We start from the raw sequence: 21,049 nt of genomic DNA on the forward strand, positions 1-21,049 counted from the left end.
TCTTAAATTTCTTCTGGATTTTCAATCAAGGTTTATATGAAATATCCAAAGGATTTTTGATACATGTCCATCATCGAGACAATCACAGACGTAGATAATACCTTTCTATCTAGAAGAGAACTTACATGTAATTTTGCCGGATTAGGTGGAAAACTAAAAAGTTTAGAGGCAGCAGATATGATTACTAAAGAATTCAAGCTAGATGGCAAAGTGGTAATTCCAATGAGACTTAAAACTCATGTAGGACAATCACATGTAACAGGTACTTTCTATGTATACGAAGATGAAGGTCTAGCCAAAAAACATGTTAATCCAACCATCTTCTCCAGAATTGAAAAAATTAAAACTAAATTGGCAGAAGCTCCTGCAGAAGAAGCATCTGAAGAAACACCTGCAGAGGTGAAAGCAGAAGATGCTGCACCTGAAGAAGCAAAAACAGAGGAGAAATCTGAATAATGCCTGTAGAACAAAAAGGCAAGAAAGGTTCTAGCCCAAATGTTTACAAATATTTTAAAGTAGACGGGGACAAAGTTACTAGAATTAAAAAAATTTGTTCGAGATGTGGAAAAGGTGTTTTTATGTCAGAACATAAAGATAGACATACTTGTGGAAAGTGTGGACTAACCGAATTCAATCAATAATAAAATTATTTTAAAGTAATTTCTTATTTAGTACAATCTTTTTTGTCGAATTTTAGAACTTTTTTCTTCCAACTGTTCAATTTTTGAAACAAATTCCGGTACAAGTTGTATTTTAGAAAGAGATTCTGCAGATAATTTCACATTATTTGAATCCAAAGAGATGTTTGATTTTGGAAGATTTTTGTCAGCCCAAAATTTCATCACTTTATCTTCAAGTTTGTAATCACGAAATCCAGATGGGAATTTTTTTGTTATATGATTTAACAAAGTACGATCCTTGAAAACAACTTTTGGTTCAAATAACCTGGTTTCATCAGTGTAAACATTTTCAAATAAATTTCCAGATATTTCATCAGACAATAACTCCATCTTGGAGATTTTTCTCATTAATTCTAGAAAATGTAAAAATTCATGCGCCAAAATTGCATGAATAGTACCTTTAAGCCCATAAGCAATTAGGGGTGCAGAAATCTGAATTACTACTTGGAACTTATCATCAAACATTACGGGTATTGTTCTTGCAAAGAGTATTCCAAATTCATAAGAGTTAGGGTTGGGGGAAGACAACACAAGAGAGGGTTCAACATATGCAACTGGGTATTTTATGCCAGATGCTTTTTCTATCCTATTAATTCCAGCAACAACTATTGGAAAACGTTCTACTACAAGATCATAGATTTTATCAGGAATGATTCCTTTAGAATGTGCGTCTTTGAAACGTATTAGCGGATCCAATATTACTCCTCGACAACTTTGAATGTAAAAGGGTTAATGTGTTTAGGATCTTGGCTTTCCAGATTTTGCTTTCTTTCTTTTACGAGTTTCAGCCCTTTGATCAGCATGTCTTTGATGTTTTCCTTTTTTTCTCATTGGCATGATATTTTACGATATTCAGAGGTAGTTAATTGTTATCATTTTACTAAACTCAGAAATACACAGAAACGATTTTTTGAGTACGGGGTATCAAGAAAGGGTTATTCTGTAAGAGTTTTTTGAGTCATTTCAAGTGCACAAGTAGTTGAACAGTAAGGACTTGCGCGGTTTTCAAATTCCTTTTCACAATTCATACATCTAGAAATCAAGAGAGATCACTTCATACACTTACGTAGTTCTTCAGAGATCACATGAGAAAAACTTGCTGTGCTATTGGTTTGTTGAATAAGTTTGGCTTGTTTTACTCTTAGTTTTTTAATTACTTCATCATCTAAAACAACAGTTACACGTTTTTTAGATAAATTACTCACATACTATATAATGCAATTATGAAAATAAAGAACACGCCCCATGGAGAGTTTAGTTAATAAGAAAAAGCAAGAAAAGACACATAGAAAAGCGAGACGAAGTAAGTTGGAGATCTATTACAACATATTAACAGAGTTAAAAAAAGAATCAAACCTAGAACAAATTAAACCCACAAGAATTCAACAAAAATGCAACATGTCCTATGATAAATTTTCTAAAAACCTTTTAGAATTACAAAAACGAAAACTTGTTGCAGATGACCAATCACTCAAAATTACGGATAAAGGAATTCAATTAATAAATGACTATAGTAAAATCAACGATTTTTTGGAAAAAATGAAACTAGATTACATCGAGGAGGAATCAAAATGAAACAAAATAATGAAAACTATCCTCTAGTTAATTACATTAAAAAACTCTCAGATCAAAACCATTTGCTCGTATTATATGACAGTATAGAATATGCTCAGATAGTACAAAATCAATTTGTCATCGAAGGCCTCAAAAAAAATGAAACATGTGTAGTGTTCACCCATACTAACCCCAAGATTATTGAAAAAATTATGCGAGAGGGAGGAATTGATGTAGATTATTACAAGACGAAGGAACTTTTACTAGTATATCCATTAGAAAATATCATTGCAAATCCTGAAGGCATCGTTCCAGCGTTTAACAAATTGTATAAAGAGATATCAAAAGATTCAAAGCAATCATGTAGATTTATCGGTCGTTTTATTTCAGATATTTGTACTAGAGAAGGAATCAAGACAGAAGTAGAATTAGAAAAGATGTTTCATGAAAATTTTGATTCATATAATTGTTCATTCATGTGTAGCTACAGCATTGAGGATATTGAAATGCAAGGTAGAAGTTCTTGGATTAAAGAATTATCTAATCATCACCACAAATTAGTATATGCTACAGAACCTGAGTCAGCAGTAGGATTTGATTCAGATTTACTCAGTACTTTTGACGAATAGTGTATTCATTACTGCACTTCAACATCACTAAAATCAAATTGATTACATTTGCATGTAGTATCAAGAATTTGAGAAATTCCAGGAACCACATCATCACCGTCTATAAATCGTCTAACTGGCAGACCCCCTTCAGTCTTCAAAGATAGAGTGAATAGGTTTTTAGAATTTTTTTTATATTTTACAGTGAATATCTTTTTCTCTGATCTTTTTCCAGATTTATCATAAACTACTACTGGTTGCTTTTCAAGAATTTTTAATTTTTTTAGAATTTTAGAATCAATATCAGAAGATGTAGAAATTTTTAGTTGAATTAAAGAATTGAATTTTAGTGGATTTTTTGGGGATTCATTAACTAATTTCAGATTAGAAATTTTAAGAGAATTACTGTTAAAAGATGGCAATTTGAGATTTCGTTTTAAAGGATTTTGAAGTTTTACAAAAAAGGGCCTTCCATTACCCAAAACCAAACTAGATTTGTCCTCACCTCCAATCCAAGTGAATTTAGCTGTAGTACCACCTATTTTTTCAAAAAGGAATTTTGAGATTTGGCCCTCAATACTTTCAAATTCAGAAATTCCATGAAAATCACACATTCTACATCCTTTTCCAGAACAATTTTCACATGATTTTTGTTTCTGGGGAATACCTCTCATAGTTTTGACATATCTCCCAGAGAATGTTATTGATTTTGAATGCAATTTGATTGAATCATCTTTTAGATTTACGGTGAATGTAACATCAGAATTTTGAGTGTCAATATTCTTTTTTGTTTTTCTAGAGAAAGATTTTGCTAGTTCTCTTGTAATGTCAGTCTTTATGCTGTCAATTCCTTTTAATTTATACTGCGAGCGAATAAAATCATCCCTATCCACAATGGATGGCTTTATCATGGCCCCAATACTGAATGTCTCAAAAGAATAGTTTGATGAGGTATCAAGCATTAATTTTAAAAAATAATTTAGATTTTCAAATATATTTTTACATATATGACATTTTTTTGTAGTATTTTGATTTAGTTTTTTTCCTAAAAGTTTGTTTGATGACAAATGTAATTTTTTGGAGAATAATCTACCTAAACAATTATCACATAAAGGATATTTTTTTGAGATTTGATTTGCAATAGAAATTATTTTTTGATATTCAGACATGCTAGAAAATTTATTTAAAATATTATCCTAATCCCATTTTTCTAAGAGTACCCTGCATTTGGCGTCCTTTGGATGCCTTCATCATACTTTTAGAATTTTTATAATTTTTCAATAGTTCTTTTACTTCACCCTCGGGCCATCCAGAACCACGAGCAATTCTTTTGATTCTAGAGGAGTTGAGTAATCCTTCAGGGTCTGCTTTTTCAGCTTTTGTCATACTTTGAATTATGTATCTCCACTTTGAAACTCTACCCTCCATTTGATCAACTTGATCACCTTTTACCATTCCAGAGAGCCCCGGCATGCTATCAAGAATTCCTTGTAATGAACCCATTTTGCTTACTTCTTCTAACTGAGAAAGAAAATCCTCCATGTTCATTTTTCCACTAGAGATTCTTTTCATTCTTACATCATCTCCCTCTTCTTCTAGTCGTTTAGCTAAATCCAATACAGCTTGAATGTCACCCATTCCAAGTAATCGTCCAACAAATCTAGTAGGAGAGAATTTTTCTAAATCATCAATTCGCTCACCAGTGCCGATGTACATAATTTGTGCACCAGTTGCGGCAGATGCGGCAAGCGCACCACCACCTTTAGCTGAGCTATCTAATTTTGTAATAATTACACCTCCAACAGGAATGGTTTTGTGAAACGCCTCTGCCTGGTTAAAGCATTGTTGGCCAATAGTGCCATCAATTACGAGTAACGCCAAATCAGGATCTGCAACTTTGTTAATCCTATCCATTTCATCAAGTAAATCTTGTTCTTCTTTGTGACGACCTGCCGTATCAATTAGAATGACATCTAATGGTTCACCTTCATAATGTTTTAATCCATTTTTTACAATACTAGGAGAATCTTTGTTATTTTCTTCACCATAAACTTCAACTCCAGATTTTTCACACATAGTTCGGAGTTGTACTAATGCGCCAGGTCGGTATGTGTCAGCTCCAACTACACCAACTTTGTATCCCTGTCGGGTAAGGAATTTTGCAAGTTTTGCGGCAACAGTAGTTTTACCACTGCCTTGAATTCCAAGTAAAATGATCTTATTTTGTTTGTTAGGTTTAAAGTCAAATTCAGATTCATTTCCTAGTAATTTTGATAATTCATCATAGAGAATCTTGACAATGTGATCTTTTCTGGAAAGACCTGGAGGGGGAGTCTCATTTAATGCCCTTTCTTCAAGATGCTTTGTGATTTCTAAAACTAGCCTCACATTAACATCGGATTGTAGCAATGCTCTTTGAACATCTTTTGAGAGTTCTTTGATTAGTTCCTCATCAATACCCGAAGATTTTACAATTTTTTTGATTGCATCACCTAAACTATTCTTTAGTCCATCAAGCATTGTTAATTCAATCCCGCATCCACTATTTCAAACCTTCCTCTATAGCCATCCCATTCTTTTCGAGATTCTTTAATAATGATCGGATTTGAAAATAAAGGACAGTTAATCACAAATGTTTCTGCTTCACCTCCTTCAAAATTTAAATTGAATCCAAATTTTTTAGATAATTGTTTCAAGGTAATAATATCTGATTTTGAAATTGATTTACCAAGCCAAGTATCATCTAAACCTCCAGAAGAAACACTTGTTATTATAAAATGATAATTTGATTCAATTAATTCATTCATGTATGTTTTTGGTTCTGAATCCCATAAAGGTGATATTAAAATTAAATTAAATTTAGAGCAAAGGGTTTCAAATTTTTCTTTTTGGAAATTACTTTTTATCCCACCATGAACTAAACCTTGAATTTGATATTTGTCAATTGCTTTTTGCAATAATTGTCCTAACAAAACTAACTCATTATCAGTATCATCAGAATCAGAATTTATTGTCAACTGTGGAATTTTCATAGCTCTGGATTGCAACTTTGTCCATTGAAGATTAGGATGGTGCAGTAAATGGCTTTCATCAGATTTTGCAAAAACACTCAAGAGGCAAGTTATTTCATGTCCTTGTTTTTGAGCTAGGTGAATCGCATATGTGCTATCTTTACCACCCGAGAAAAGAGAAGCTAATTTCATAATCTAAAAAATATTTCATTCAACAAACTTATGAGATTTGTTGAAAAAGGATGCTTCATTACTCATAATCCTCATCAACATTCAGACGGCTTTTCCGCTCATCATCAGCATCCGATTTAGGATTTGATGCGCATGATTTTAGTTTTATCCATAACGACCCAGTATTCCACATTTTGTCCATTTTCCAATTTTCCTTTGACTTCATCATCAATTAATCCAACATCGATAGTCTCAAATGATTCAGAGTCCATTACTTGGACTGTATCACCATTAATTGAGATGATTTGGCCAACTTTTTTGTTAATCATCGGAACGTGAATTTGCATACTGACTGGGCCTACAAGAGGTCTTTTTTGGCCATCAAAAATTCCTTCACCCACAATTCGGGCTTTTGCTGCACCGTGCTTTCCTGGCTTTGATGTATCATATTCAACAATTCTACATGGCTCACCACTAGGTTGATCAGTGTGTGGTAGTAGAATGTAAGATCCAATTTTCAAAGAACCAAGGTCAGACGGTTTACTCATGAAAAACAGTTTTTGGTCGAATATTTAACTTTTCTACTTTAATTGATCAAGAATAGATAGACTCATCAAATTAGTCATTGTCATTCCTTTTCGATTAACATCTCGTCTTGTTTGTTCACAATATTTCTTCACACTTTGATGACTCTTTTCACTTGCAACTTCAATGACTACAACATGTTCAGAATATGGAAAAGTGAACTTTGACGGGGTTAAACAGAATGTATTCATATTTCCAAATCCCGCTTTCTCAATTTTTTCTCTTTTCAGTAAAAGATTTGCAATTTCTTGGAAATCTTCTCCATCTTCACCATATTCCAAATAGTATACAGTCACAAAATTTGTATCTCCGTTAACTTCCCTTCGGAATAAATCATCATGTATGTTAAATACAAAAGAAGTTTTGTCCTGATTGTGTTTAATTAGATCCTTTGATATTTTTGCACTATCTTTGAATTTTGCTAAAAGATAATGATTGGTGGAATCAGAGAAATAGGGTTTACTTTCAGTGGAAAATGTGCCCGTTACAAAAAATAATTTTTCAATATTTTTTGAGTTTATCCAAGATTCCTTTAGTTCTACAGATTCATGAGTATGCAAATATGGAGCACAGACATAACCAGAATAAGAAACCTCTAGTTGAGACACAGAAATACAAGAATTTCTATCGCTATTTATGCTTATAATGCATGCAACGATCAAAGGGAAAAGTATCTACGATAGTTTTTTAATACCAGAGATCCTCGTTTTTCTTGTCCCAAGCTAGCTCAGCCTGGTAGAGCTTCCGGCTGTAGTTGTTGGCTTTAGATGGCTGACCGAATAACAGCATATCAGGCATACAGAAACCGGGTTGTCGAAGGTTCAATTCCTTCGCTTGGGACCACAAATTTTTCTAAAAATAAAATTAAAAATAATAAAAAGATAGACTAGTTTAAGAAAACAAAGATGAAATCTTAAATTAAAAAACTTGTTGCCTATGCTGATTTTTTGACTTTTTGTGCTGCAGGTCCTTTTTGACCTTCGCCTACTTCAAACTCGACTTTATCGCCTTCGTTGATGAATCCGTCAACATCTGATTTGTGAACAAACAGATCGTCTCCACCTTCTCTTTCGATAAAACCAAAGCCCTTAGTACGGTTAAACCACTTTACGGTGCCTTGTTCCATTTGATACTCAAGTAATGAATTGGCTATATTAACTAAGCAGAGTAAAACAATGTAACAAAATTAGAAATCTTTTGGAATGTGATTGTTATCTTTTAACCACTCAACTTGAGGAAGTGTGAATCTCCAAATAATATCACCGCGGTCAGCCTCTTTGAAATCCCAAGGTGCAATAATTACAATATCATTATCTCTAATCCAAACTCTTCTCTTTAGTTTTCCTCTGATTCTTCCTCTTCGAGTCATATTGTCAGCACATTTTACCATAACATTTTCACCGCCCATCATTTTCAATACACGTCCAAATAGTTCACCCTCTTCAGGAAGACGAATTTCTTTTAGTGCACTTTCATTTTTTACTTGGCGCTTTCCCATGACTTATTTTAACAATTTGAGCATATAACTGGTAGGGTTTTTGAATGGAAAGATTTGACCTTACGCAAGAGATTTTATCCAATACAATTAAAAAAATATGTGGAATTCAAATGTATTGAGGAATGCTCACAGTGTTGTATAGAGAGAGAGTATTACCCAAGCAAGGAATTTGGAAAAATTGGCGTCCTAATTCTCCCTGAAGAAAAAGAAAAAATCGAAAATATTTCAAAATTAAATAAAACACAAGTGAAAATTCTTCCAAGGATTGGAGTTTCAGCAGAAAAAAATTCAAGCCCAACAAAAATTTTAGCTTATCAAATGATGGGAATTGAAAAAAATGGCAATACATGTCCCTTCTTAGATACCTCTAGCGGTAACAAATCACCACATGGAGGATTTCCATGTAAAATTTATGAAGATAGGCCACTTGCATGTAGAGCATACCCACTGATTGAATCAAAACCAATTACACTTGATGAAAAATGTAAGTTTTGTAAAGAACATGGAAATGCAGATAATAATCTAAATTCAGAAATGGAGGCACTCTTAAAAATTAAAGAAAGTATGGATACAGATTCGCCAGTAATTTGGAGATTTGCAACAGAGATAGGAGAAGATGAAGATCAGGCGATTTTAAAATCGGGTTGGATTTTAGAAGAGTAAGTAAACCCTAAAAACATATGGTGTAAAATAGATTCAAGCAAAAATTCAAAAGGCATTAGAACTTTTAGTCCATATGAGCGAAGATGCATGGTCAAATTTGGATAAAGTTGATCAGAAAATTATAGAGATTCTCAACAATAATGCAAGAACACCATCAAAAGAAATTGCAGCAGAATTAAAAAAATCAGGTCATGATGTTTCAGATAGAACAATCAGAAAAAGAATAGAAAGACTTGAAAAAAGTGGAATAATTAAAGGATACAAAGCAGTTCTAACAGACGTATCCGGAATAAACCAATATCAAGTAGTATTAATGAAGTTAAAACCTTCTAAATCTCTTGAAGCTGTGCAAGACTCTATCAAAGATTTCATCACAAAGTTAGACAACTATCTTCTTGTTGCAAACATGCATGGGGAATGGAATATGTTAGTAATTATTCAATCGAATTCTGAAAAATCAAATACGCCACAAAAAATTGTAGAGAAATTTTCTGAAGAATTAATAGATTATAGAATTAATGAAGTGGACATTAAAGATGTGAATATTCTCAACATGTCATTATTGTTACTGTAACAAAGTATATTCAGATTCTGCAATATCTATAGATTTTTTGAGTTCATCAAGAGTGAATGGTTTTTGGATGAATGCAGATACACCCGAACTAATTGTTTTGTTTACACGTGAAGTATTTTTTTCATCAGCAGTAATTACAATAATTTGTAATTGTAGATTATCTTTTAGAAGCTTTGATGCTACAACATCACCTTCTAGATCTGGCAAACCCATGTCAAGGAGAACTATAGGGAGTTTATTTTCCGAAAAGAGTTTTTTGCATCCCTTGATCGAATCTTTTCCATTTTCAAAAATATGAATTTCTGAATAGCCTAATTTTTCAAGATAACTTTTTAATTTCATTGCTACTGATTTACTATCGTCAATAATTGCAATAGGTCTTGTTACTTGAATTTTTGTAGGGATGATCATTTTTGCTTTTTGATAAACATCTTTGGCCTTGTCAAATTCACCCAACAGCAAATAACATTTTGAAGCACATAGTAAGGCACCCTTTACATTTTCAGAATTTTCCAATTTAGAATATTTTACAAATAAACTCCCTGCTTCTTTTATTTCATTTTCAAAATCTTTACCTTGTCTTTTTTTACATTCAGATGCCAACATGTACAATAGAGCGGATTTCAAGTGTTCAGATTTTTTAAGAGATTCAGCTTGATCAAGAAATAGATTGTAGGCAGTAATGAATTGCTTATTCTTAAGATGAGTTAGTGCTATTTCACAATTAATTTTGATTGTCAATATCAATATCCACTTTTTTTATTTTATAAGATTTTGTAGGGATTTCTCAAACTACGGATTAATTACAGCACGGCCAACTATTTTTCTTGCCTTTAGATCCTCTAATGCGGTGTTTGCATCATCAAGGCTATATCTTTTTGAAATCATAGGGTTAATGATTCCTTTCCTTGCAAGATCAAGTAGTTCTACCATGTCAGTATAATTACCAGTGTATGCGCCTTGAATAACAATGGATTTTAGGGGAATTGTCACAAGTGAAATTTCAAGTGAGCCTCCAAACAATCCAACTAAAACAATATTTCCTCTTTTACGAACAACACCCAATGCAGTTCTAACAGTTTGAGGTGCATTTACAAAGTCAATAACACTGTCAGCCCCCTTTCCATTACAGATAGAAATTATTTTATCAACTGGACTTCCTGTTCCGCTTGACAAAGAACCAGATACGCTTGTATTTACAACAAAGTCTGCACCCATCTTTTTTGCAGTATCAAATTTTTTATCATCGTTATCAATGCAAATAATTTTGGCTTTAGTTATTGCCTTTGCAATTTGAATTGCCATTAAACCCAAACCACCAGCACCAATAATTAGTAGAAATTCAGGTGAATTCTCATTTGCTTTTTTCACAGCATTGTATGCTGTAAGACCAGAGCATGCAAGCGAAGTTGCAGAATCAGGATTAACACCATCAAGCTTAGCTAAATATTTGTAATTTGGAATTAATGCATAATCAGAATAACCGCCATCTTGAAAAACACCCATTGATTTTGGAGTATCACAAAGATTTTCATTTCCAACCTTACATGCAGGACATTCTCCACATCCAATCCATGGAAAAACTAAAACTTCATTACCTTTGGATATGCCAGAGACGTCATTTCCAATATCTTCAACAGTACCAACGATTTCATGGCCTGGAGTTACAGGGTATTTTACTCCCCTATCTGTGACTTTCATAAAATTGCCATCACCTAGATCATATCCGCCCTCCCACAAGTGTAAATCACTATGACACACACCTACAGATTTTACTTTGAGTAGGACCTGACTTCCTTGAGGTTTCGGGGTCTCAGATTCAGATACTGAAAGGGGTTCATTTGGGCCTATAATTCTAGCAGATTTCACAAAGGGATTTTTTTTCTGAACAATATAAGAGTTGACTGGAAGTGAGAAAAAAATAGAGCCCTTAGATATTATTGAATAGGTAAGAAAAATACTATGTGAGCGAAGCCCATACACCTAACAGTATTTCTCAGGAGCCAGTAAACATACTGTTTAGCCCATCATCAGTTGCTAAAAAAGATGTGTGGGAAATTGATCTGATACAGATTTTAAATTTATTAATAAAAATTCTTGAGAAGACAGGCAAGAAAGATCTTAAGGTAGCAGGAATGGCGGCTTTATCATCATCGTTAATTTACAGAATGAAAGTTGAAAGTATTTTTGCATTACAAAAAGCTGCAATGGAGAAAAAGCCAATGCATCAAAGAACAGATGTAGATATTGAGATGATAGACATTCCATATAGACATGAATCCACTTACCCAGTTTCATTAGATGATTTGTTAGGATTACTTCAAAATCTAATTGGGACTATAGCAAATCCACAATCCAGGAGAAATCGACAAGTGGACATTGAACCAATTGTAGCTCCAGATTTTCAAGATTACTTTATTTCACTTGAAAGCATTATAGGAAAATATGAAGATCTAGTAATGAAAAAAATTTCATTAACAGGATTTGGGATACTTCAAGAAATTATTTCAGAGTTGGATCAAGTCGATTCAATTAGGTGCTTCTTTGCTGTGCTATTTTTAGCAAGAGATCAAAAAGTAGATCTGGAGCAAATTGAAGATGACATCAAGATTATTTTGATAAAAGAAGAATTAACAAATTGATCAAAAATGGAGAAAAGAGTTCTTTAACTAGATTTTAGAGGAGATGAAGGTAATTGACTAAAATTGAGAATATGGATGAAGCTACTGCAAGAATAGAGGCAGCTCTATACTCGGCAGGCAGACCACTTAGAATAGAAGATATTATCAGAGCTTCAGGCACAGAATCAAGGACCAAAACACTAGATTTACTTCAAAGTATTATGAAAAAAACAAAAACTGCCTTCAAAGCATTAGAAGTCGTTATTCTACCAGATGGGTCTTATGTCATGCAATTAAAACCAGAATACAGTTCTACTGTCAAAAGATATGCATCAAAACCGGTTCTTCCAAATGCCACACTAAAGACATTATCATACATAGCATATATGCAACCAATATCATCAAAACAACTTGTAGAGACAAGAGGTTCTGGAGTATATTCACATCTAAAAGAACTTCGACAGTTAGATTACATCAGCCATCAAAATGTTGGAAGATTAAAAATTTACAGCACAACAGAGAAATTCCAAAAATACTTTGGAATTCAAGGGGACGTAGAAGATCTTAAACAGAGATTGTTTTCCAAGGTCAGAAAAACAGCAAGTATGAGTAGAACAAATACCACACCTCAAATAGTTACAGAAGTGAATTAAAAAAGTAATTACGGCTAATTTTTTGCGTTTTGTATAAATTAGAGTAATTCAGACAAGTTTTTGTGAGAAAATCCGTAGAGAATTTAGCTACAAGTAAAATTACTGGAGGTCGAAGACATCCATTAAGAATTCGTAGAAAATATGAAACAGACAGATACCCTAACGAACCAAATACTGGAGCTCAAATTACCATTACAAGAAGAGTTCGAGGAAATAATTACAAAACGGCATTGAAATCAATTGACTTTGTTAATCTATCAACAGGAGATGCAAAAGTAAAGAAGACAAAAATTCTCAAAGTATTAGACAATGCAACAAACAACGATTACAAAAGAAGAGGCATCATTACAAAAGGTGCAATTCTTGAAACAGAAGAAGGCAAATGTAAAGTTGTTTCAAAACCAGGTCAAAACGGAATAGTTAACGCAATTTTACTAAAGGAATAAAATGAAAGATTACGAACACATCGTAATCTGGTTGGATTATTTTAATAAGAATTTAAAAAAATCAAAAGGCAGACGTTTAGGAATTGAGAAATGTGTCTTTGATCCTTCACTAAAAGAATTAATGGATGCAACCACTGCTGCAGGATTTAAAATCACAGAATCTGATGACAAAGTAAGATTCCCAAAAAGACCTTTTGTCAGGTCAGGGTATATTGTGTTACCAAAAGAATCTTCAAAGACAAAAATTCTTAACAAGATTTCAGAAAAACTCGTATCAAAAAGAAGCAAACAGTCAAGATAAAACCAATTCTAGCTCTTAGCTAAAGTAAAGTTGACAGAAGTCTATGAAAAGAATATCATAGTTACTACTTTTAATTGCAGGAGGTAGGCGAAATAATGCACCTAGCCGGTAGTGGCAGGGTAATCATTCAACTATCTAAAGAATTAGTTGAAGGACAGATACTCTGTGACGAGAAGGGAACTAGAGTTGCAAAAGTAAACGAAATGATTGGTCCAGTAAGTAGACCATATGCATCAGCAACGCCATTAACAAACAGCATCAAAAAATACATTGGCAAAAGCGTTTACGCAACAGAGCAATCTCCTGTCAATAAACCAAAAAAATTTAGGAGAAGAAAATAATGAACATACTAGAAAAACAAAACTGTCCTGAATGTAAGTCTACATTAGTAGATGACATGCAGAATGGTGAAATCATCTGTTCTGGTTGCGGCGTAGTAGTCGATGATCAGATAGCAGATTATGGTCCAGAAACTATTAGCTCAAATTTCGAAGACAAAATGAAATTAGCACGAGCTACAGGACAAACAACTTATTCCCAACATGATTTGGGAATAACTACTGAGATTTCAATCAGTGCAAAAGACTTTAGCGGAAAAACAATCAACCGCGATGTTGCAAATCAAATGCACAATCTCAGAAAGTGGCAACAAAGAGTAAGAGTTTCCTCACCAAAAGAGAGACGACTTGCAAATGTTTTAACAAAAATGGGAGAAACATGTGATAGTCTTAGTCTTTCAAAAAATGTTTTGGAAACTGCTTCTATGATATACAGAAACTTGGATGGACATGTTGATGTGAAGGGAAAATCAGTAGTTAGCATAACTGCAGCTACAATTTACATGGCATGCAAACAGTGTGATGTAGTTAGATCATTGGAAGAAATTTGTCGCGGAATTTGTCCGGCAAAAGATGTAAAGTCAAAAACAAAACTTGCAGCAAGATACTATAGAACCATGGTAATGGAAATGGGGCATTTAGCATCCCCAGTTGTAACCATGGACAAATACATCTCAAAGATAGCCAATATGACACAAACTGAGGTCAGAGTTGAAAGACTAGCCTTGGAAATTGCAGAAAAAACTAAAGATAGCAGTATTGCAGATGGAAAAGCTCCAAATGGAATTGCAGCAGCATATCTTTATGTGGCATCTGTACTACTTGGACAAAATGTTCTACAAAGAGACGTTTCAAGTATTGCAGGAGTAACAGAAGTTACTATCAGAAATAGATGTAAAGAAATTCTAACATGCTACAAACTCAAAATTACTTTAAGACCATCTCTGGCCAAATATTAAACCCCCCCCCCTCTTTTCATTTTATTAAAAATCACATTAGGATTAGCTAAATTTCGTCGGTATTATATAGAGAAACAAAGGAATGCGTATCATGGCAGTTTTAGAAATTAAAGATCTCCACGTAACTAGAGAAGGAAAAGAGATTCTCAAAGGAGTCAATCTAAAGACAGGGCCTGGAGAAGTACACGCCATCATGGGACCAAATGGTTCTGGAAAAAGTACACTAGCTTACACATTACTTGCACATCCAAAATACGAAGTAACAAAAGGAGATATTTTGTTAGATGGCGAGAGTATTTTAGAATTATCAGCAGATGAAAGAGCAAAGAAGGGATTATTCTTAGGATTTCAATACCCAACCGAAGTTTCAGGTGTAGGATTCTCTCATTTTCTCAGAACAGCTTACAATTCATTGAGTAAAGCACTTGAGGGGGATGACAGAGAGGTGTTCATTACAGTTAGAGAATTTCAAAAATACCTTAAAGAGAATTTAGAAAAAGTTGGATTAAAAGAAGAGTTTCTATCAAGATACCTAAATGAAGGATTCTCAGGCGGAGAGAAAAAGCGTGCAGAAGTTTTGCAAATGGCAGTACTAAAACCAAAAATTTCAATATTAGATGAACCAGATTCAGGATTAGACATTGATGCAGTTCAAGCAGTTGCACAGGCAATTAGCAAAGTTTCAGGTAAAGATGCAACAGTAATTGTAATTACTCACTATGCAAGAATTTTAAAATTCTTAGACAAACTTGATTTTGTTCATGTGTTTGCCAGAGGACAAGTTTTGAAAACAGGTGACGCATCTCTTGCAGATAAACTAGAAGCAGAGGGATATGACTGGGTTTTAGAAGAACCACAAACTAATTAGATTTAACTAAAAATATTTTCCATAACATTGATTTACAAAGTTCATGTAGAGTTCTCTAAAGAATTTTTAGAAATAAATGATAAACAAATTAACATTGGAATAAAATCAAAGCCACTCAAAGGAGAAGCAAACAAAGAGATAATCAAAAAAATTGCAAAACAGTTTGGCATATCAAGTTCATTAGTTCAAATAAAATCAGATCATAAATCACGAGATAAAATTATAGAGATTCTAGAAGAGAGAATCTAGTTTTTGTTTAAATAGGGTTTCAAAATTGTAGAAAACATGTCAGAAGACAATGATCAATATTATTTTAATTTCTCATTTTTCAAAGTAGACCCCAAATGGAGATGGATGGCAGATTTGGCAAAAGAAGAATCTGCGAAAGAAGTTGAAAATGTAATTAATAATTCAGGAATAATGTTCAGATCATATTCAAATTTGGGATTAAGAGATGATGCAGATTTTTTGTTTTGGTTTGCAGCAAAATCAGTAGAGGAAATTCAAACAGTAATTGAGAAAATTTACAAAACAGTTTTTGGAAAATACATCCTTCCTTCTATGACATACTTGTCATGTACGAGGCCATCAATTTATGTACAAGAACAAAAAGCCCACGGATTTGTAACAGGGAATAATCCAAAAAAACATGTCATTGTTTATCCATTTACAAAAACTAGAGAATGGTATCTTCTGCCAAAAGAGAAACGTCAGGAGATCATGGATGAACATATCGAGGTAAGTAAGAAATATCCACAGGTGGTTCTAAACACAACATATTCCTTTGGGATACATGATGAGGACTTTATGCTAGCCTTTGAAGTGGACAACATTAGAGATTTTCAGGATCTAATAATGGATTTAAGAGAAACTCAAGTTTCAACATATGTTAAAAACGACATTCCAATGATAGTGTGTGTGAAAAAAGATCTTGTTCCATTGATTTCCAGTTTAGGATAATTATTCAAAATAGAGCCCACGAAAAAAGGCAATTTCACCAAAAATATCAAAATATCACATATGCTAATCTTGGATAAACATAAATGATGAAATTAGACACGAGAAAACAGTTTTGAAATATATAATAATAAAATCAAAACTTGAGGAGATAAAATAATGAAATACAACAAGCTAGGAAAAACAGACATCAAAGTATCAGAACTTGGATTTGGTGCATGGTCTATTGCACTTGATTGGTGGGGGAAAAAAATTGAAGAAGACGAAGCCAAGAGAATGCTCAAAAAGGCATACGATTTAGGGATTAACTTTTTTGAAACAGGGGACATGTATGGTAAAGGAAAAAGTGAAAGACTAATCGGCGAAGTTTTCAAAGATATGAGAGATGAGGTTGTAATTTCTACTAAATACGGATATGATTTTTCAGAAGTGGAACAAATTGGACATAGTGAACTACCACAAAGATTCGATGAGGATTTTACTAGAAAAGCATTAAGAGATAGTTTGGAAAGATTACAAACAGATCATTTAGACATGTATGGTTTACACAATCCAAAATTAAAACATATCAGAGATGATTCAATTTTTAATGTATTAGATAGTTTCATCGAAGATGAATCAATTAATACATATCAAGTTGCTCTAGGTCCTGCAATCGGATGGACACAGGAAGGTTTAGAAGCAATGGAGAGACCAAATGTCAGTGCAGTTCAAACAGTGTACAATATTTTAGAACAAACACCCGGAAATGAATTGATGAGAAAAGCAGAGGAGAAGGATGTAGGAATTCTAGTAAGAGTTCCAGAGGCATCAGGAATTTTAACTGGAAAAGTAAAGGCAGACACCAAGATAGATGAAAAAGATCATAGATCAGTAAGAAAAGGAGAATGGATTAAAGCATCATTGCAAAAAGTCGAACAATTACGGCCTATTGCAGAAAGAAACGGATTAACAATTACAGAATTGGCCATGAAATTTATTATGACAAAGAAAGGATTCGCATCAGTTTTCCCAACAGTAGTAAGTGAAGAAGAGATAGTAAATTATGTAGAAATGACAAAAGGAGAATATGTTTCAGCATCGGACATGAAAGAGATTGAAGAATTGTACAACACATGGCCATCTTATGAATTAAAGGCAACGCCTCAGGCAAATTAAGCAACAAATGGACATCCCCATAGATTCAGAAAAAACTTTAGAAGTCATAGAAAGAATGAAACTTGCCAAAATTGGTAATTATAAAAAATGGAAGGTAATCATTAAAAAAATCAAAAATGAAGAGCCGTTAAACCCAGGTGAGGTAGAATACTATACAAATTTGACTAGAATTTACAAGGATTCAAGTATTTCTAGTAGAAGCAAGATATACCATACAAAGCTCTCAGAACTGGATGAAAAGCCACCATGTGTTTCATGTGGGGAGAATTCAGAATTTTATTGCAACATGAATGACCAATATTTTTGCACAGTTCATGTTGTAGGACATGATGAAAATGAGTTTTAGGAAGCAGGAACTTTCTCTTCCAAACTAAAAGAGCTCTCTACAAAATACTCTACTCGCGTTTTCTTGAATTCACGGGAACTAAAGAGAATTTTATAATCATCAACGTGTATCTGATCCTGAATTGTTTTTGCCATTTCATTGGCCTCATCATGGGTTTTACAGTGGATCATTGAAAATACATTGTACGGCCAATCAGCATAGGTAGGTCGTTCATAACAATGACTCACCTGAGGAAATGATCCCAGAGTCTCACCAACTTTCGAAATTCTATCTTCAGGTACTTTCCAAACAATCATTCCATTTGCAGTAAATCCAACTTGTCTATGTCTTAAGATTGCGGCAAATCTCCTCATCACACCAATTTCTTCATAGTATTTCATTTTTTTAAATAATTCTTCTTCAGTAATTCCAAGATTCTTGGCAGCTTTTACAAAAGGCTCGTCAATTATTTCCATATCTTTTTGTAATTCACGGATAAAATTTTTGTCGTCTTCAGTGGGTTCAAATTTAATATTTTTAACTTCTTTTTTCTCTTCTGTTGGTGCAACTTTATGTTTTTTGTCATCTACCATGTCAAGTTTTACTCCAATCTTGAATAATTGTAAAGTTGGAAGCATTCTTACTTTTTTAATACCTGGTAGTACATTGAATTTTTCAAGCTCATCTTTTAAATCAGCACCTGGAGGAACTGCCAAAGTGAACCAGAGATTGAATTGATGATCTCGCTCATAATTATGGCTAACACCAGGATGACGATTAATTTGACTAGCAACATATTCTAGTTTATCGTCTTCAATTTCCATTGCAACTAATGAACTAGTATATCCGAGTTTCCTAGTATCAAAAATTGCACTTAGTTGCCTTAGAACGCCAATCTCTTTTAGTTGGTTGAGGCGTTCTTTGATTAGTTCTGGCGTGGTGTTAAATTTTTCAGCAATAGCATCAAAAGGTCTTGTAACAAGTGGAAAAGTCCATTGAATTTCATTTAAGAGTTCTTTATCAGATTCATCCATCGAAGTCATCAAGTCAATATTTTGGCCATTCAATTAAAAATGTAGCTAGAAATTTACTCTATGATTTTTAATACATAAATAGAAACTCTAGTCCTTTTGATCGATGATAGTTGATCTTAATCTTCAAAATAAGCTAGTAGTCGTCATCGGGGGAGGAAATGAGGCTGAAAAAAGAATTAGTTCTCTATTAAAGCAAAATTGCAGCATACTAGTAATCAGTGATTCGACAAGTACCAAAGTGAACAAATTATTCAAAGCAAAAAAAATCAAATTAAAAAAACAGAAAATTCAGGATATAAGATTTATTTCTGAATTCAAACCACATATGATCATCACAACAACAAACGACAAAAAATTAAATCATAAAATAATCAACGCTTCAAAAAGAAAAAAGATTATTGCATATAGTTCTGATAATCCCGAAGAGAGCGATTTTTCCAATCCAGCAATTATTGATTTTGATAATACGATCCAGATTGCAATATTTACAGGAGGTCAAAGCCCTGCAATGTCAAAGAAAATTAAAGCCAAATCAGAAGAGGCGCTCAAGGAATTAATCACAAAAGAAGACATTGCGCAGATTAAAATTCAAAAGATCGCAAGGAAATTTGCAAAGGAATCTATCCCCTCGCACACTCAAAGAAGAGAGTGCCTACGTAAAATCATCAATGATAATGAGATTGATCAGTTAATAAAAGACGGACAGATAAAAGATGCTGAAAAGCGAGCAATTACAATATTGAGGAATTGGAAATGAATCAAAATATCATCAATGCACGTGTTACTTTTCGTAACTCACCAATTCACATTCTTGAACAATTTACAATAAAAAATATGGAAAGTGCGTATGAGCAGTTCAAAAAGCATTCAGGATTAGATGAGTGTGTAATAATTCAAACATGCAATAGAATTGAATTATTTGGAAAATCAAAAACTTATGACATAGATAAAATCAAGAAAACATGGGCAACAATTACAGGACTTGAAGAAGAAGCATTTGATGAAAATATCGAATGTGTAGAAAACAAAGAGGCGCTCCACCATTTGTTAAAACTGACATCAGGATTAGATTCAATGGTATTAGGTGAAGAACAGATTCTAGGTCAAATAAAAAATTCCATCACTTCTGCCAGAGAAGTTAAAGCATCAGGGCAACATCTCAATAAATTATTTGACAAGGCAATTCGAATAGGTACAAGAATTAGAAACACCAGTGGTATTGGAGCTGGTGGAATATCAGTAGGCTCTATGGCAGTAAAGCTTGCAGAAGAGAATATCGACGAATTAAAAGAAAAGAAAATTTTACTAATTGGCACAGGTGAGGTATCAACTCTTGTTGCAAAATCATTACAAAGAAGAAGGTATGCTTTTGATGTTACCAGTAGAACACTTGGAAGATCAGAGACATTCTGTGAAACAATGGGTGGAAATCCAATAAAATTTGAACAGGTTCTATCAGGTTTTGGAAATTATGATGTAATGTTTGTTGCAACAACAGCACCATATTTTCTTGTAACAAATGAAAGAATTTCAAATGCAATGAAAGACAAAAAGGGCGGAATGATGATTTTAGATTTATCAAATCCAAGGACAGTGGATGAAAAAGTTGCAACAATAGGAGGAATCAAGCTAATGAACCTAGATCAAATCGCAGAGATGGTTGAGAAAAATATGAATGCACGGTTAAACAAAGTAAAAACAGTTGAAAATATAATTAATGAGGAAGTTTGTGTATTAGAAGCCTCAATGAAAAGATTAGATGCAGAGCCTCTAGTAAAAGACGTATTCAAAAACATAGAGAATCTAAGAGAAAAAGAATTACAGAAAGCACTACAAATGCTTGATGAAAAAGATGAGAAAAAAATAAAGATTATCGAAGAGTTAACAAAAGCAGTTGTTGAGAGTATTGTATCAACTCCAATGAACAATATCAGAAGGGCATCTGAGCAAGGAAAACCAGACGTTTTAGAATTGGCAAGTAAGCTATTTGACTATAAAAAACAAGATCAGGCAGACTAGGATTATATTTTACCCATAAAGAATTT

The 21,049-nt window shown here is 33.3% G+C and carries 31 protein-coding genes and 1 tRNA gene; 20 read left to right on the forward strand and 12 right to left on the reverse strand.

The features are described 5' to 3' along the window. The first annotated feature begins 63 nt into the window (after window positions 1-63). Together NADRNF5_RS07810 and NADRNF5_RS07815 are read left to right on the forward strand one after the other, a co-directional pair. The gene (locus tag NADRNF5_RS07810) at window positions 64-456 is read left to right on the forward strand and encodes an eS24 family ribosomal protein (RefSeq protein WP_048116994.1); all 393 of its coding nucleotides are present in this window, start codon (window positions 64-66) and stop codon (window positions 454-456) included. Next, window positions 456-641, forward strand: a complete 186-nt coding sequence (locus NADRNF5_RS07815; protein WP_048116998.1) for a 30S ribosomal protein S27ae — start codon at window positions 456-458, stop codon at window positions 639-641. The genes NADRNF5_RS07810 and NADRNF5_RS07815 overlap by 1 nt, the downstream gene beginning before the upstream one ends. 27 nt (window positions 642-668) lie before the next feature. Here the strand turns inward: NADRNF5_RS07815 and NADRNF5_RS07820 are convergent, their stop codons facing one another. Then, on the reverse strand, window positions 669-1,376 hold the full coding sequence (locus NADRNF5_RS07820; protein WP_048117000.1) for a hypothetical protein: 708 nt from the start codon (window positions 1,374-1,376) through the stop codon (window positions 669-671). A gap of 353 nt (window positions 1,377-1,729) precedes the next feature. Next, window positions 1,730-1,885, reverse strand: a complete 156-nt coding sequence (locus NADRNF5_RS11415) for a hypothetical protein (protein WP_192828312.1) — start codon at window positions 1,883-1,885, stop codon at window positions 1,730-1,732. A gap of 40 nt (window positions 1,886-1,925) precedes the next feature. On the opposite strand from NADRNF5_RS11415, the gene NADRNF5_RS07825 reads away from it, so the two are divergent. Together NADRNF5_RS07825 and NADRNF5_RS07830 are read left to right on the forward strand one after the other, a co-directional pair. Next, complete coding sequence (locus tag NADRNF5_RS07825; RefSeq protein WP_048117004.1) at window positions 1,926-2,255, forward strand: winged helix-turn-helix domain-containing protein; 330 nt, start codon at window positions 1,926-1,928, stop codon at window positions 2,253-2,255. After that, a complete protein-coding gene (locus tag NADRNF5_RS07830) occupies window positions 2,252-2,863 on the forward strand; it encodes an MEDS domain-containing protein (protein WP_048117008.1) in 612 nt (203 codons plus the stop codon). The genes NADRNF5_RS07825 and NADRNF5_RS07830 overlap by 4 nt, the downstream gene beginning before the upstream one ends. Window positions 2,864-2,871: 8 nt before the next feature. Here the strand turns inward: NADRNF5_RS07830 and NADRNF5_RS07835 are convergent, their stop codons facing one another. The 5 genes from NADRNF5_RS07835 to NADRNF5_RS07855 form a co-directional block, all read right to left on the reverse strand. Continuing rightward, complete coding sequence (locus NADRNF5_RS07835; protein WP_048117010.1) at window positions 2,872-4,011, reverse strand: tRNA pseudouridine(54/55) synthase Pus10; 1,140 nt, start codon at window positions 4,009-4,011, stop codon at window positions 2,872-2,874. Between the two features lie 22 nt (window positions 4,012-4,033). Continuing rightward, a complete protein-coding gene (locus NADRNF5_RS07840) occupies window positions 4,034-5,362 on the reverse strand; it encodes a signal recognition particle receptor subunit alpha (RefSeq protein ID WP_048117013.1) in 1,329 nt (442 codons plus the stop codon). Window positions 5,363-5,364: 2 nt separating this feature from the next. Continuing rightward, window positions 5,365-6,045, reverse strand: coding sequence for a diphthine--ammonia ligase (locus NADRNF5_RS07845; RefSeq protein ID WP_048117016.1), 681 nt, complete (start codon window positions 6,043-6,045; stop codon window positions 5,365-5,367). 116 nt (window positions 6,046-6,161) lie between these two features. Further along, complete coding sequence (locus NADRNF5_RS07850; protein WP_048117019.1) at window positions 6,162-6,572, reverse strand: translation initiation factor IF-5A; 411 nt, start codon at window positions 6,570-6,572, stop codon at window positions 6,162-6,164. A gap of 33 nt (window positions 6,573-6,605) precedes the next feature. Beyond that, window positions 6,606-7,217 (reverse strand): hypothetical protein, encoded by a 612-nt coding sequence (locus NADRNF5_RS07855; RefSeq protein WP_048117021.1) that lies wholly within the window; start codon window positions 7,215-7,217, stop codon window positions 6,606-6,608. 108 nt (window positions 7,218-7,325) lie between these two features. On the opposite strand from NADRNF5_RS07855, the gene NADRNF5_RS07860 reads away from it, so the two are divergent. Next, window positions 7,326-7,452, forward strand: a tRNA-Tyr gene (locus NADRNF5_RS07860). Window positions 7,453-7,543: 91 nt separating this feature from the next. On the opposite strand, the gene NADRNF5_RS07865 is transcribed toward NADRNF5_RS07860, so the two are convergent. Together NADRNF5_RS07865 and NADRNF5_RS07870 are read right to left on the reverse strand one after the other, a co-directional pair. Beyond that, window positions 7,544-7,735 (reverse strand): cold-shock protein, encoded by a 192-nt coding sequence (locus tag NADRNF5_RS07865; RefSeq protein WP_048117026.1) that lies wholly within the window; start codon window positions 7,733-7,735, stop codon window positions 7,544-7,546. A gap of 60 nt (window positions 7,736-7,795) precedes the next feature. After that, window positions 7,796-8,107 (reverse strand): translation initiation factor eIF-1A, encoded by a 312-nt coding sequence (locus NADRNF5_RS07870; RefSeq protein WP_048117032.1) that lies wholly within the window; start codon window positions 8,105-8,107, stop codon window positions 7,796-7,798. A 99-nt stretch (window positions 8,108-8,206) separates the two neighbouring features. On the opposite strand from NADRNF5_RS07870, the gene NADRNF5_RS07875 reads away from it, so the two are divergent. Together NADRNF5_RS07875 and NADRNF5_RS07880 are read left to right on the forward strand one after the other, a co-directional pair. Continuing rightward, window positions 8,207-8,770 carry a YkgJ family cysteine cluster protein gene (locus tag NADRNF5_RS07875; RefSeq protein ID WP_048117035.1) on the forward strand — a complete coding sequence of 188 codons (564 nt, stop codon included), beginning with the start codon at window positions 8,207-8,209 and terminating at the stop codon, window positions 8,768-8,770. 73 nt (window positions 8,771-8,843) lie between these two features. Next, a complete protein-coding gene (locus NADRNF5_RS07880) occupies window positions 8,844-9,344 on the forward strand; it encodes an Lrp/AsnC family transcriptional regulator (RefSeq protein ID WP_048117038.1) in 501 nt (166 codons plus the stop codon). Here the strand turns inward: NADRNF5_RS07880 and NADRNF5_RS07885 are convergent. Both NADRNF5_RS07885 and NADRNF5_RS07890 read right to left on the reverse strand, forming a co-directional pair. Next, window positions 9,336-10,085, reverse strand: coding sequence for a response regulator (locus tag NADRNF5_RS07885; RefSeq protein ID WP_048117051.1), 750 nt, complete (start codon window positions 10,083-10,085; stop codon window positions 9,336-9,338). The genes NADRNF5_RS07880 and NADRNF5_RS07885 overlap by 9 nt on opposite strands. A 51-nt stretch (window positions 10,086-10,136) precedes the next feature. Continuing rightward, window positions 10,137-11,213, reverse strand: a complete 1,077-nt coding sequence (locus NADRNF5_RS07890; protein WP_048117057.1) for an alcohol dehydrogenase — start codon at window positions 11,211-11,213, stop codon at window positions 10,137-10,139. 95 nt (window positions 11,214-11,308) lie between these two features. On the opposite strand from NADRNF5_RS07890, the gene NADRNF5_RS07895 reads away from it, so the two are divergent. From NADRNF5_RS07895 to NADRNF5_RS07945, 11 genes are all read left to right on the forward strand, one after another. Next, window positions 11,309-11,986: a chromosome segregation protein ScpA gene (locus NADRNF5_RS07895; RefSeq protein WP_048117063.1), complete on the forward strand. Its 678-nt coding sequence runs from the start codon at window positions 11,309-11,311 to the stop codon at window positions 11,984-11,986. 53 nt (window positions 11,987-12,039) lie between these two features. Beyond that, window positions 12,040-12,618 carry an SMC-Scp complex subunit ScpB gene (scpB, locus tag NADRNF5_RS07900; RefSeq protein WP_048117069.1) on the forward strand — a complete coding sequence of 193 codons (579 nt, stop codon included), beginning with the start codon at window positions 12,040-12,042 and terminating at the stop codon, window positions 12,616-12,618. A 62-nt stretch (window positions 12,619-12,680) separates the two neighbouring features. Continuing rightward, a complete protein-coding gene (locus tag NADRNF5_RS07905) occupies window positions 12,681-13,064 on the forward strand; it encodes a 30S ribosomal protein S8e (protein ID WP_048117075.1) in 384 nt (127 codons plus the stop codon). 1 nt (window position 13,065) lies between these two features. Next, window positions 13,066-13,365, forward strand: a complete 300-nt coding sequence (locus NADRNF5_RS07910; RefSeq protein WP_048117086.1) for a signal recognition particle subunit SRP19/SEC65 family protein — start codon at window positions 13,066-13,068, stop codon at window positions 13,363-13,365. Window positions 13,366-13,439: 74 nt separating this feature from the next. After that, on the forward strand, window positions 13,440-13,706 hold the full coding sequence (locus NADRNF5_RS07915) for an H/ACA ribonucleoprotein complex subunit GAR1 (RefSeq protein WP_082051999.1): 267 nt from the start codon (window positions 13,440-13,442) through the stop codon (window positions 13,704-13,706). Further along, entirely contained in the window at window positions 13,706-14,662 is a 957-nt protein-coding gene (locus NADRNF5_RS07920; protein ID WP_048117088.1) for a transcription initiation factor IIB, read from the forward strand. Before NADRNF5_RS07915 ends, NADRNF5_RS07920 begins: the two co-directional genes overlap by 1 nt. Before the next feature lie 91 nt (window positions 14,663-14,753). After that, complete coding sequence (sufC, locus tag NADRNF5_RS07925) at window positions 14,754-15,530, forward strand: Fe-S cluster assembly ATPase SufC (protein WP_048117089.1); 777 nt, start codon at window positions 14,754-14,756, stop codon at window positions 15,528-15,530. A gap of 27 nt (window positions 15,531-15,557) precedes the next feature. Further along, entirely contained in the window at window positions 15,558-15,779 is a 222-nt protein-coding gene (locus NADRNF5_RS07930; protein ID WP_048117091.1) for a DUF167 domain-containing protein, read from the forward strand. Window positions 15,780-15,815: 36 nt separating this feature from the next. Then, window positions 15,816-16,490: a chlorite dismutase family protein gene (locus NADRNF5_RS07935; RefSeq protein ID WP_048117093.1), complete on the forward strand. Its 675-nt coding sequence runs from the start codon at window positions 15,816-15,818 to the stop codon at window positions 16,488-16,490. Window positions 16,491-16,646: 156 nt separating this feature from the next. Beyond that, window positions 16,647-17,645 (forward strand): aldo/keto reductase, encoded by a 999-nt coding sequence (locus NADRNF5_RS07940; protein WP_048117096.1) that lies wholly within the window; start codon window positions 16,647-16,649, stop codon window positions 17,643-17,645. 7 nt (window positions 17,646-17,652) lie between these two features. Next, entirely contained in the window at window positions 17,653-17,991 is a 339-nt protein-coding gene (locus NADRNF5_RS07945) for a hypothetical protein (RefSeq protein WP_048117099.1), read from the forward strand. Here NADRNF5_RS07945 and ahbA read toward each other — a convergent pair. Next, window positions 17,988-19,004, reverse strand: coding sequence for a siroheme decarboxylase subunit alpha (ahbA, locus tag NADRNF5_RS07950; RefSeq protein WP_048117103.1), 1,017 nt, complete (start codon window positions 19,002-19,004; stop codon window positions 17,988-17,990). The genes NADRNF5_RS07945 and ahbA overlap by 4 nt on opposite strands. Window positions 19,005-19,107: 103 nt before the next feature. Here ahbA and NADRNF5_RS07955 point away from each other — a divergent pair, with 103 nt between their 5' ends. Together NADRNF5_RS07955 and hemA are read left to right on the forward strand one after the other, a co-directional pair. Continuing rightward, window positions 19,108-19,761, forward strand: coding sequence for a precorrin-2 dehydrogenase/sirohydrochlorin ferrochelatase family protein (locus tag NADRNF5_RS07955; protein ID WP_048117107.1), 654 nt, complete (start codon window positions 19,108-19,110; stop codon window positions 19,759-19,761). Continuing rightward, complete coding sequence (gene hemA, locus NADRNF5_RS07960) at window positions 19,758-21,023, forward strand: glutamyl-tRNA reductase (RefSeq protein ID WP_048117110.1); 1,266 nt, start codon at window positions 19,758-19,760, stop codon at window positions 21,021-21,023. Before NADRNF5_RS07955 ends, hemA begins: the two co-directional genes overlap by 4 nt. Window positions 21,024-21,049 lie beyond the last annotated feature (26 nt).

The sequence above is a fragment of the Nitrosopumilus adriaticus genome (assembly GCF_000956175.1).
In the GTDB taxonomy this organism is placed as follows: Archaea; Thermoproteota; Nitrososphaeria; order Nitrososphaerales; family Nitrosopumilaceae; genus Nitrosopumilus; species Nitrosopumilus adriaticus.